This window comes from Gardnerella sp. KA01002 (genome assembly GCF_049244015.1).
GTDB classification, from domain to species: domain Bacteria; phylum Actinomycetota; class Actinomycetes; order Actinomycetales; family Bifidobacteriaceae; genus Bifidobacterium; species Bifidobacterium vaginale.
Genome location: NZ_CP058365.1, coordinates 226853 through 239353, shown reverse-complemented (window position 1 = coordinate 239353; position 12501 = coordinate 226853). Strand labels below are relative to the sequence as shown.

Below are 12501 nucleotides of genomic sequence, written 5' to 3'. Positions count from 1 at the left end.
ACTATTTTCACCATAATATTTGCGGATTAACACTAATAAAACCGTAAAAACACATTATTTCAAGGTTTTTAAAGAATTTTCCCAGACTTTTCTCAGGAAACTACTCAGACAAGAACACTAACACTATAAAACCATTGAAAAATCAACATTCCACACAACCCACACACGCAACACGCCGACACCACACCACTCTTCACTCTGCCTATCTCTTATCCCGAGATTGTTTACGTATTTGGCAATTTTGAAAACAAACGCAAAATCATTTTCCCGAGAATGTTGCTCAAAATGACGTGTCGAACTACAAAGTCGGGAAGATTTTCCCGAAAATGTTGCTTAAAACCACAAAATCAACAACAAAATGCGGAAAGTTTTCCCGAGTTTGTAGCTGATTCACGGCGTGTCAAACTACAAAAAGCGCAAATGTCGTTCGCGCAGTCCAAGCGCGCGAATGCACCTAGATTCGCACAGCACAAACATCGCCAGTGCGAACAGTTATTATCTGCCCAGAATCCTTACGCACTTGAATAGAAGCATCACGCATAAGATTTTGAGCAACTCCTTCTACACTAGTAAAACTTTTTGCACCAACATCATAAGCATCAGCGTGATTAGAATCGTCAACTCCAGCATCAATCCCCAAACCGTCATCATTCGGCGCGCGAACAATCACCTTGCGCCCCAACGTCCAACATGCTTCACTCGCTTCTTTAAGCAGATCCAAAGAGTATTCATTCGTATTCTTTACAAACTTCCCCAACCTAATCCTAAGATTTTCCACCAATCGCGCAGCTATATTATCCCCAAGCTCAGCAAAATCTGGCAGATTATCGTAATGCATTTTAAGCGAAGTTGCTTCCTCGATTGGAAGCGACTGCTTATCCATAAAAAGATTTAAACCAATCCCGAAAATAACTCCAACATTAGGATCGGCAATATCTCCAGCAACCGTTTTTGGAGTCAAAACAATCTCCGTTAAAACTCCACCTTCTTTACAGTCACCAATAAAAATATCATTAGGCCATTTAAGACTGATCTCGCTATAATCTGGCAATTCCCCATTTTCAATCTGCGTAGCACCAAACTCTTTTAGCGCGCCAATAATCGAATCTCGCGCAGCAAGACCAGCAATTATAGGCAGCCAGCCATTGTAACTTGGATTCTTAACAATGCTACTTGGCAAAATCGTGGCAAAAGAAGCTAGTAAACTTTCAAATGGCTTACTAACCCATTTTCTACACAATCTTCCTTTGCCAGCTGTCTGATGGCAAGCAGCAACAACATAAATCGCAGGCATTTCGTCTTGTCTTTTTACAAAACAGATATTGCTGCAATCATCAGCGCACCCATCAGCGCACCCATCAGCGAGAATTTTGCGTGCGTAATTCTGCGTTGAATCAATAACTTCAAAATAAACAAAACCGTCTGCAACATTTTTAGTGCGTTCAAAAAAATTACTCATACAGAAATTATAGAAATTTTAATATAATTTAAAAAGATTGTGCAACAGGTATAATTTACACAAGTACTTTACACAAATTACTTATTAGGATTAAAAATCAGTAGGTCACTATGAAATTCATTAAAAATGACTACGCGAGCGCAAAAACAGTCGCAGAACCTACTGATACTTGCAATGCAAAACCAGATACGAAAAACGATATAAAACTAGATACAAAATCTGAAATGAAAATCGATCCAAAAACAAGCACATCAAAAACAAGCTTGACAAAAACATCAGTATTTAATCTCGTAAGTCAGCTTGCGACTCAAGCACTAATACTATTTACTTGCATCTGGCTCGCTCTTTGCACAAGCTTAGGCGTGATTTACCGCAATCAGGGATCTTTAACCGATTTTAATTGGGTTAACGCACTTATTTTTGCAGCAGTATTCTGCGTTTATTACGCTATTTTAAGATCCATCATTCATTTTGGGAAAAATAACAAAAACGACAAAATACTAAAAATACTAAAAATCACAACTTATAAAATCACAAAACCACTTTTTCACCCATTTAAGAGCATCGCCGCTAAAAAGCCTAAGATAATTTTTTCAATAAAACGTACTCTAGAATGGTGTTTTTACCATTCAACTTGTAGAAAACGAAACATTTTCCTAACACTGATTATCGGCTGGCTGTGGGCACCAATAACACTTCTAGCAGCTTATGGAGCCGATATTTGCTCACAAATCCGAGAATACAGCTGGACATGGAACCAAATAACTGGCATAAAACAACCATACATTGGATTCTTTAGCTTTGTTCCAGCAGACATCTACCCAACAGCACACTATCTTTGGCCGGCAAAACCTACGTATTTAAGTGACCAACACAACATTGTTTTAACATTAATTTACGGTGCTGTAGCAGCAGTATCGCGGTATTTTACCGAATCAAACGATGCTGGAATCATACTACTTGCAATTATGCAATTCATTCTTGCAGCATGGTGTTGTGCCGCCACAGCGAACCGATTCTTAAACACACCGTGGGCTAAATATAAAACAAGCGGAACGCAAGCTGCTTTGCCAACACCAATCTTCTTCCGCGCAGCCGTAATAATCATATTTTTATTCAGTCCACTTGTAGTTTTTTCAACAATCGCACTAACAAAATCACCATTATTCGCATTTGCATTCGTATGGTGGTTTGGAATATCTTACGAACTACACTGCACAATACAAAACACAAAAATTTCACGCAAACATACGATTCTTGAACTGATAATAAGCGTATGCATTATGCTAATCGCAGCAAAATATGCGTGGTATATTCTTGTAATTCAATTTGTACTTCTAATGTTTTACAGCATAAAACGTTGGAAAATATGGGTTTTATGCATTCTGCTCCCAACAATTCTTATACACGGAGCCATAATAATAGCCATATCTAGCGGAGCCATAATAAATGGAGATCCTATTGAAAGCCGCGGAGTACAACTTCAGCAAATAGCCAGAATCGCAAAACTAGATCCAAAAAGCATACCTCATAAAGCAGCACGAGAAATTGCGCCAATTTTTAATCTCAACCAAACCGCTGAAGCATACACACCTCAAGACGCAGATCCTGTAAAATCTTCTGGCTTACAGTCTAAAAAAGTGAGCTACCGTTGGCGTTACATTACAAAAGACGACATGAAAAAGTTTAACCACGCATGGTGGCTTATGGTTAAACACAGTCCAATTGTTGCAACGGACGCATTCTTAGCCAAATCCTACGGTTATTTTGACATTCTAGACATCCCTTATGTCGGACCAGAATACTACATAAATACTGACAACATAAAAAACTCAGAGTGGATACGCTACTGGCTACCGGAATGGCGTGCAGGTGTTTCAAATACTGTTGAATCGTGGAGTAATACGCCGATTTTAGGTTGGCTGATTCACGGAAACCTGTATGTTGTTGGCACACTGCTTATCGGAGTTGCAGAAATCGTTCTTAAACGTTGGAAAACACTCGTTTTGCATATTCCTCTTGCGCTGTTAATGGGAGTAATGGTGCTGGCTCCTGCAAACAATTTTGAACGACATATGCTCCCTATTACGTTCGTATTCTTCTTTACGGCTCTAACATTTTTAAGAGAGTCTAAATTGCTTGGCAGAGATAATATTATAGATATAACGTCAAATACAAAAATAGAAAATACTTCACAGTTGCCAAAATTGCCAAAATTAAATATAGAAACGATTGGAGGTGACAAATGAACAACGAACTTTACGATAGCGCGGTTGCTGGCGACTCTACTGCTGACACAACCAGCAAGCTTTATGACGTAGACTATAGTACTACTAGCAACATCACAGAAGATGTTGATTTTCTAACAATTCTTACAGGAATATTGCCAAACGGAAACAATATTTATAATAGGAACTCAAACGAAGCTAAGGAAAAATCGCAAGCAACCAGCGATGAAAAAGCCAAAGAAACTCAAGACCAAAACCAAACAGAAACACATAAAAAACATCATCTTTTATGGCGCAGAAAACAATCAAACGAAACTACAGAAAAAGCTACTAGCACAACACCACAATTTACGCCACTGCCATGCGCGCCGCAAAACGAAGACACAAGTGGAATATTTGACAATCGAGACGGAAAAATCTTCGACTCAGCAACACGCTTGCGACTACACACAATAATCGGAGCGTGCCTGATGAATGGCATTGCAGACAGCCGCGTAAGCGCACTAATGCACCTCTTACAATGGCAAGAAAATACGCGGCTCCTGGCAATAGCTGGTACATACGAAACACTCGACATAAACGAAGACAGTCCAACACGCAAAACAACAACTCACGCGCCGCAAAACAACACAGACACTTTACGACGAACCATATGGACGCAACTTGGCGCATGTGGAGCATACGATGCGATAGTAGACCGCGTTCAAAAAGACGCAATTACATCTAGAACAAAAACATGGAAAATAGCCGCAAAACCTCAAGCAAAAGAAAACGATGAATTTCCCGCCCCGTCACACATAATCATCCTAGCTTTAAAAGAAAACCCAAGCCAAGACGCGCTAAACAAACTTTGCGAAGTATTTACAAAATCAGGTAAGCCAATTTGCATAAGCGAAATTGCAGTCGGCGCACAAGAAATATGCGAAGAAATCACAGCAACTCTAGCAGCGCTTGCTGTTGCACCGTCTGTAACACATTTGCCACAAATAATACGCTGCGACGACGTGCTGCCAGAGCGCGCGCTTATAGGCGACGAAACCGCCGTAGAAACCTTATATACTAAGGTGTATCAGAGCTTGGCACCATACAACCCAGACGACCCGACTTTGCAAACTGTAGATGCTTTCTTGCGATTTGGCGGCGCACTAGACCAAACTTCACACAACCTTAATGTGCACCCAAACACAATACGATATCGACTGCGCAAAGTTGCACAAACAACAGGCTGGGACGCCACCGACCCTAGAGAAGCATACGTTTTACAAACTGCTATTACGATTGGGCGCATCCGCGATTCTGCGCGCTAAAGCAAAAAGCGCCGAAAACAACGCATTCTATAAAAGAACACACTATTTTCAGCGCTAATAAAATTACTCAGCTATGCTTGGCTAAAATCACGCAGCAATGCTTGCAATATCCACTGGAACACCAGGAGCCATCGTAGAGGTAATCGTTACCTTAGTGATGTAACGACCCTTGATGGTAGTAGGCTTCAAGCGGCGAATCTCATCGGCAACAGCCTTGAAGTTCTCTTCAAGAGCCTTCTCGTCGAAGGAAAGCTTGCCAAAGAGGAAGGAAAGATTGCCCTGACGATCAACGCGGAACTCAATCTTACCACCCTTAATATCGGCAACAGCCTTTGCAACATCCATTGTAACGGTGCCAGTCTTAGGATTTGGCATCAAGCTACGAGGACCAAGCACACGACCAAGGCGACCAACCTTGCCCATCATGTCTGGGGTTGCAACAACGGCATCGAAGTCAAGGAAGCCACCGGCAACCTTATCGATAAGCTCGTCATCACCAACGATGTCTGCGCCAGCTTCTTGAGCCTCAGTAGCCTTTGGACCACGAGCAAACACCAAAACCTTAGCGGTTTTACCAGTGCCATTAGGCAAGTTCACAACGCCACGAACCAACTGATCCGCCTTGCGAGGATCCACATTAAGGCGCATAACAGCCTCAGCAGACTCGTCGAAAGCGTGCTTTGGCATGCTCTTAAGCAAAGCAATAGCTTCAGCTGGGGTGTAGAGGTTGTTGCGGTCAATCTTCTCAGCCGCTTCACGATACTTCTTAGAACGCTTCACCATTTTTTCCACTCACTTTCAGTCGGTAACGGTAATACCCATCGAGCGAGCAGTGCCCGCGATAATCTTCATACCAGCTTCAACATCTCGTGCAGAAAGATCTGGCATCTTGATTTCGGCGATTTCGCGCACCTGAGCCTTAGTCACAGAGCCAACCTTGTGGGTCAATGGGTTCTCGGTGCCCTTAGGAATGCCAGCAGCCTTAAGCAACAAAGCAGCAGCTGGTGGAGTCTTAAGAATAAATGTAAAGGAACGATCTTCGTAAACAGTAATCTCTACTGGGACAATCTGACCCATCTTGTCCTTCGTCTGGTCGTTATAGGCCTTGCAGAAGTCCATGATGTTTACGCCGTGGGAGCCTAAAGCAGGACCCAGTGGTGGGGCTGGATTTGCTTTACCAGCCTGAATCTCGAGCTTAATAAGCGCAGAGACTTTCTTTTTTGGAGCCATAATATGGTTCTTCTTTCTTTTGAAGCGGTTCATTCGGCGCCCTAAAACGTTGATATTAAGCCGTTTTAAGGATCCTCCCGCAACTTATATTGCTGTGCTGTGCTAGCGGATTACTCCTCCAGTCACAAGCTTTCCTATTATGCCACTTTGCCGCGACGATTTTGGAAACAAAAGCAAAAACGGCAAGGAATCCGTGAAACCACGAAAACCTTGCCGCTTTCAAAACGCATCCGCGACTAGTGCACTAGCAAATTGCACCAGCAACCAGCCGCTCGCGTTAACAAAAGAGCCTAGAACTACTTAAGTTCAACAGTTGCGCCGGCTTCTTCGAGAGCAGCCTTAGCCTTGTCGGCATCTTCCTTCTTAGCCTTCTCGAGGACTGGCTTTGGAGCATTGTCAACAATGTCCTTAGCTTCCTTCAAGCCGAGGCCAGTCAAAGCCTTAACAGCCTTGATGACGGCAACCTTCTGAGCACCTGCAGAAGCGAGGACAACGTCAAACTCGTCCTTCTCTTCCTCAGCAGCGCCAGCGGCAGCGGCTGGAGCAGCAGCAACAGCAGCTACAGGAGCAGCAGCCTCAACATCGAACTTCTCTTCAAAGGCCTTGACGAACTCAGAAAGCTCGACGAGGGTCATTTCACCGAAAGCTTCAAGAAGCTCTTCGCTAGTGAGCTTAGCCATAATGGCTTCCTTTCTTACTTGGCCAGACACACCTTGTGCCTTAGAGCCATAACATTTTTATTATTTTTGGTCTCATGCAGCAAGCTGCAAGGGAATCAAGCGGCCTTTTCCTGCTTCTCGCGCAAAGCGTCGATAGTACGCACTGCCTTGGTTGGCAAAGCGTTGAACAGGTAGGCGGCCTTGGACATGGTGCCCTTGAGCGCGCCAGCCATCTCGGAAAGCAATTCTGGGCGAGACTTGAGATCTGCCAGCTGCTTGGCGCCTTCGGCATTGTAAACGGTTCCATCTGCGAAACCGCCCTTGATGACGAGGGTCTTATTCTCTTTGGCAAAATCACGCAAGGTCTTAGCAGCCTCAATGAAATCGCCCTTTACAAAGGTGATTGCAGTTGGGCCAGCAAGAAGCTCATCAAGACCTTCAATGCCCGCTTCCTTAGCGGCAATGCGAGCAAGCGTGTTCTTAGCCACAGAGTAGGAAGTATCGCGGCCTAGCTTTTCGCGCAGAGAAGAAATCTGCGGAACTGTAAGCCCGCGGTACTCGGTAAGGTAGACAGCGTCGGCGTTACGGAACAAATCCGTAAGCTCTGCAACTACCGCTTCCTTTTCGGGCCTCTTCATGGCGTTCCTTCCTAAATTGGCCGTCGGAATGGAAATAACATATCAAAAAAGCCCTGCGCACGGCAGAGCATCCAAAAAACACATAGTGTTAAAAAGTTTGTGAAAAATCGCAAATAAATTGCAACAATCACTGCTCAACCTGTGCTGGCATGACACATCATTTTCAGGAATCTTACGACTCCACCAACGGTCTGTGGTTTACGTTGGGCAAGTTTAATACCCACACGCGACAATGTCAATATTTTTCGCAAACTTTATAATTTATTTTTATTTAAGATTATTTAAGAGCGTACTCAACACGCGCGGTTGCTGGCGACTTATCCCAAACTCACGCGGAAAAGTCGAAAGCAACCGTACGCACCAAATACGCTCTTAAAATAATTAATTAAATTAATATCTAACTAATATCTAACTTAACTAATACAAACTAACAGATTTACAAAACTGCGTTAGCAACAAAATCAAGAATGAACAAAAGCGAAACAATCCAAAGCATTGGATGAACGTCTTTAGCACGCTTCTTGCAAGTCATAACTAAGCAATACATGATAAATCCAGCGGCGATGCCGTAAGAAATCGAGTAAGAGAACGCCATAAACACAGCGGCGAAGAACGCAGGAATAGCTTCAGAAATATCATCCCAAGCAATCTCCTTCAACGAGCTTGCCATCATGCAACCTACAACTACAAGCACGCCAGCCGTAGCAGCAGCAGGAACAGCGCTAGCCAAAGGCGCAAGCACAATCGAAAGTGCAAAGCACACAGAAACAACTACAGAAGTCAAACCAGTGCGACCACCAGCACCAATACCAGCAGCAGACTCAACGTAAGTAGTGGTGTTAGAAGTACCGCAAATTGCGCCAACCGAAGTTGCAATCGAATCAGCAAACAGCGCGCGATCCATCTTGGAGCTAAATCCAGAACCGTTTTCCAAAGCCTTCTCATCCGCCTCAGAGAAAATGCCAGTACGACGACCAGTACCAATAAACGTGCCAAGAGTGTCGAAAGTATCCGACATAGAGAAGGCGAAAATAGTTACCAAAACAAGCGGAATGCGTGCTGTATTAGAGAAGAGAGCAGGGAAACCTTGCGGACCAAAAATAGCACCAAAGGTTGTTGGAAGCTGAGCAAAAGCATCTGTAACAGAAACAGCGTTATTTAACGAAGTCAAGCTAAGCGGAATACCAATCAAAGAGGTTGCAATAATCGTAATAAGCAAGCTTGCGCGAACCTTAAGAACAGTAAGAACAATAGCCAAAACAAGTCCAATAAGGAATAGCCACAAAACAGGATTATTAATAACTGCAAGACCTGGAATAGCAGCGGTTGGCTTACTCTTAGCAGCGGCAGCAGGATCCTTGGAAGTAAAGGTGATTAAGCCAACGCTCATAATTCCAACGTATGCAACGAATAAACCAATGCCACCACCAATCGCATGTTGCAACGAAGTTGGGATGGCACGAATAATCATCTTACGAATCTTGGTAACGGTAATAATAATGTTAATTAAACCGCACAAGAACACCATGCACATGGCTTCTTGCCACGTAAAATGCAAGCCAAAGCAAACTGTGTATGTGAAGAATGCGTTAAGACCCATGCCAGCAGCTTGAGCGTAAGGCACATTAGCGAACAAGCCCATAACAAGCGTGCCAATAATTGCTGCGATGATTGTAGCGAGGAAAACGCCACCCTTAGGCATGCCAGTTTGGCTTAAAATCATTGGGTTTACGACGATAATATACGACATTGCAAAGAATGTAGTGAGACCTGCAGTGATCTCCGTTGATACATTCGTGCCGTTTTCTTTGAGATGGAAGAACTTTTCCATAAACTCTCTGTTCCTTGGTTTACAGCGCAAAAGACCATAAAAAGCGTGGCGATAGCACTTGAGCAATCGCGGACGCAATTACATTTGGGCATTCACGCAGAGGTTACTGCGACTCGCTCGACGCACAAAGCAAAAGCCGAATAAACACGCTAGAAAACTCACGAAATTTGAAACGACTTATAGAACTTTGAACAACCGAACAGGTTCGACCTTACGCGCACGTGCTGACCAAAGAAAATCATGTAAAGAACCATGCAAAGAAAACGTGTAGCGGATCGCACGAATGCAAAAATCACCCAAAGCGGCCAGAAATGTAGCGCTCCGCCTCCGTGTTGCGCGGATTGTTGAACATAGTGGTTGTATCTGCAAAATACTCAAGATGCCCTGGTTTTCCAACCGCCTTAAGGTTAAAGAACGCAGTGTAGTCGGCAACGCGCGCTGCCTGCTGCATGTTGTGCGTTACAATCACAATCGTGTAATCGCGCTTAAGCTCGTTAATCAAATCTTCTACAGCAAGAGTAGAAATCGGGTCAAGAGCAGAGCAAGGCTCGTCCATAAGAAGCACTTGCGGATGCACAGCCACTGCTCGCGCAATACAAAGTCGTTGCTGCTGGCCGCCAGAAAGCCCGATTCCTGGCTTATCTAGTCTATCTTTAACTTCGTTCCACAAATTCGCGCCGCGCAAAGCCCACTCAACTAGGTCGTCGGCATCTTGCTTTGAAATATGGCGATTATTTAAGCGAACTCCTGCAAGAACGTTTTCTCGAATAGACATTGTTGGGAAAGGATTTGGACGCTGAAACACCATTCCAACATCTCGGCGAACTGCCACAGGATCCACATCTTTGCCATACAAATCACGGCCTTCAAGCAACACCTGACCTTCCACGCGAGCGCCTGGAGTAATCTCGTGCATGCGGTCTAAAGTGCGCAAAACCGTTGATTTTCCACACCCCGAAGGCCCTATAAAAGCAGTAACCTTGTTTGGCTCAATGCTTATGTTAACGTCTTCTACTGCTAGAAAATCGCCATAGTAAATGTTCAAATGCTTAACATCAATGCGCTGACCCATTTGCGCCTCACTTTCTAAAATCCTTCGTCTTACTTTGCTTTTACTGAAAACACGCGCGCCACAACTCGCCCAACAATATTCAGCAGCAAAACAATCACAATCAAGGCAAGGGCCGCTGCCCATGCTCGCTCCATTGGAATCGTAGTAACGCACGAAGATGGCGCGTTAGCTGGGCAATTCGCCGAAAGCTTTGAATACTCTTGGTAAACGTACACTGGCAAAGTGGTCATTTGCCCGTCAAAAAGATTGAAATTCGTGGATGCAATAAACCCAGCTGCCATTAAAAGCGGAGCCGTCTCTCCAACCACGCGTGCAACCGCAAGAATGCAGCCAGAAACAATGCCAGGCAAGGCGGTTCGCAACACAATTTTTGTAATCATGCGCTGCTTTGTAACGCCTAGAGCCAGCGCCGCTTCTCTTAAATCGTTCGGCACAATTTTTAGCATTTCTTGACACGACTTAACAACAGTCGGAAGCATAAGCAGCGAAAGCGCAACAGACCCTTCAAAACCGTTGATTGTTCCAGGACCCACAAAAATCGTAAAGCTAGAAAACGCAAACAAGCCAGCCACAATCGAAGGTATTCCGCTCATAACGTCTACAACAAGATTAATCAACGTAGCTAAGCGACTTCCTCGCGCATACTCAATCAAATACACGGAGCACATAATTCCAATCGGAATCGAAATCAGCATTGCGCCAAAAGTAATCTCCAAAGTTCCAATAATGGCGTGCAAAATACCGCCGTAACCACCTGTGCCAGTAGCAGCGCCACCAACCACATACGTCATATTATGCGTTAAAAAGTCAAGGTTTAGTCGCTTAATGCCGTTTACAATAGTCGTAAAAAGCAAAGAAAGAAGCGGAATTAGAGCAACTACAAAAGACAGGAAGATTAGCACGCGCATAAACGCGTCTTTTCGCTTACGACTTGCGATTCTAGAACGCGTTGGACGGAACTTGTTAAAGTCGATTTTTGGAGATTCGCTGCTTGCGCTAACAGAGCCAGCTTGTAACGATTCTGAATTTTGCATCATGCACTCGCCTTTCCCGTGATTTTGCGAGCAATAAGGTTTACAGCGAATGAAATAACAAACAGCACCAAACCTGTAGCAATAAGCGCACTAACACCCAATCCGTTGGCTTCTGGGTATTGCGCTGCTATGTTTGCTGCAATCGTCTGGTTTTGTGAAGCTTGCAAAATGTTGAATTTAAAGGTGAATCCTGGAGACAAAATCATAAGAACTGCCATTGTCTCGCCAAGCGCGCGACCAAGACCAAGCATAGACGCGGAAACAATTCCCGACTTTGCAAACGGCAAAACCGCTAGCTTTATCATCTCCCACTTTGTGGCACCAAGAGCGAGCGCACCTTCTTGCTGCAATCGTGGAGCTTGCTGGAAAATGTCTCGCGCCATAGAAGTTATAATCGGCAAAATCATAACAGCAAGAACAACACTAACGGTTGCAGCACTACGCGAAGGACTTGCCGCAGGACCTGCAAAAAGCGGAATCCAGCCAAAAATGTGCGAGATAAACTTCCAGAATGGGTATATGGATGGAACTAGCACCAATCCGCCCCAAAGACCGTAGATTACGGACGGAATCGCAGCAAGCAAGTCGACTACACCACTTAAAAGCGGCACCATTTTTGGCGGAGCATAGTGGCTTATAAACAGCGCGATTCCAATCGAAACAAAGAATGCAAGGAGCAGAGCGAGCGCAGACATAAGAACAGTTCCAAAAACCATTGGCGCTACGTAGCTTAGGAAATCGTGCGCTTTGCCTCCCGTAAAGTCTAAAAATACTTGACTTACTTGGCTTTTGTTTGCGCCTACAATCGGCAACGCTTGAAACAGCAAGAACAACGCCACAGCTGTAAGCACCATTAAAATCAGCAATCCGCATAAAAGCGCTACGCTTTTGAACAAGCGGTCTGCAAAACCACCTGCAAAACCACCTGCAAAATGGCCACTTTTGCGCACATCTTTACTGATTTCAGTTCTTTGTTTAGAACTCACTCATGCTCCTTTTGTAGTCATTATATAAATGCTATCAGCAGCAATATATTGACTACT

11 protein-coding genes are annotated in these 12501 nt (G+C 44.2%); 2 read left to right on the top strand and 9 right to left on the bottom strand.

Features of this window, described 5'->3' with window-relative positions:
• Positions 1-454: 454 nt before the first annotated feature.
• Complete coding sequence (locus HXT60_RS00880) at positions 455-1459, bottom strand: biotin--[acetyl-CoA-carboxylase] ligase (protein WP_174190529.1); 1005 nt, start codon at positions 1457-1459, stop codon at positions 455-457.
• Positions 1460-1569: 110 nt separating this feature from the next.
• Here HXT60_RS00880 and HXT60_RS00875 point away from each other — a divergent pair, with 110 nt between their 5' ends.
• Together HXT60_RS00875 and HXT60_RS00870 are read left to right on the top strand one after the other, a co-directional pair.
• The gene (locus HXT60_RS00875) at positions 1570-3708 is read left to right on the top strand and encodes a DUF6020 family protein (RefSeq protein WP_248898629.1); all 2139 of its coding nucleotides are present in this window, start codon (positions 1570-1572) and stop codon (positions 3706-3708) included.
• Entirely contained in the window at positions 3705-4994 is a 1290-nt protein-coding gene (locus HXT60_RS00870) for a helix-turn-helix domain-containing protein (protein ID WP_421791184.1), read from the top strand. Before HXT60_RS00875 ends, HXT60_RS00870 begins: the two co-directional genes overlap by 4 nt.
• Before the next feature lie 87 nt (positions 4995-5081).
• On the opposite strand, the gene rplA is transcribed toward HXT60_RS00870, so the two are convergent.
• The 8 genes from rplA to pstC form a co-directional block, all read right to left on the bottom strand.
• The gene (gene rplA, locus HXT60_RS00865) at positions 5082-5777 is read right to left on the bottom strand and encodes a 50S ribosomal protein L1 (protein ID WP_421791182.1); all 696 of its coding nucleotides are present in this window, start codon (positions 5775-5777) and stop codon (positions 5082-5084) included.
• Between the two features lie 15 nt (positions 5778-5792).
• Positions 5793-6224, bottom strand: a complete 432-nt coding sequence (gene rplK, locus HXT60_RS00860) for a 50S ribosomal protein L11 (RefSeq protein WP_004112010.1) — start codon at positions 6222-6224, stop codon at positions 5793-5795.
• 296 nt (positions 6225-6520) lie between these two features.
• On the bottom strand, positions 6521-6904 hold the full coding sequence (gene rplL / locus HXT60_RS00855) for a 50S ribosomal protein L7/L12 (protein WP_004112006.1): 384 nt from the start codon (positions 6902-6904) through the stop codon (positions 6521-6523).
• 95 nt (positions 6905-6999) lie between these two features.
• Positions 7000-7521, bottom strand: coding sequence for a 50S ribosomal protein L10 (rplJ, locus tag HXT60_RS00850; RefSeq protein ID WP_421791180.1), 522 nt, complete (start codon positions 7519-7521; stop codon positions 7000-7002).
• Positions 7522-7957: 436 nt separating this feature from the next.
• Complete coding sequence (locus HXT60_RS00845; RefSeq protein ID WP_421791178.1) at positions 7958-9352, bottom strand: NCS2 family permease; 1395 nt, start codon at positions 9350-9352, stop codon at positions 7958-7960.
• A gap of 292 nt (positions 9353-9644) precedes the next feature.
• Complete coding sequence (gene pstB, locus HXT60_RS00840; protein ID WP_004111995.1) at positions 9645-10424, bottom strand: phosphate ABC transporter ATP-binding protein PstB; 780 nt, start codon at positions 10422-10424, stop codon at positions 9645-9647.
• 29 nt (positions 10425-10453) lie between these two features.
• The gene (gene pstA / locus HXT60_RS00835; RefSeq protein ID WP_004111993.1) at positions 10454-11461 is read right to left on the bottom strand and encodes a phosphate ABC transporter permease PstA; all 1008 of its coding nucleotides are present in this window, start codon (positions 11459-11461) and stop codon (positions 10454-10456) included.
• Positions 11458-12444, bottom strand: coding sequence for a phosphate ABC transporter permease subunit PstC (gene pstC, locus HXT60_RS00830; RefSeq protein ID WP_004111991.1), 987 nt, complete (start codon positions 12442-12444; stop codon positions 11458-11460). The genes pstA and pstC overlap by 4 nt, the downstream gene beginning before the upstream one ends.
• Positions 12445-12501 lie beyond the last annotated feature (57 nt).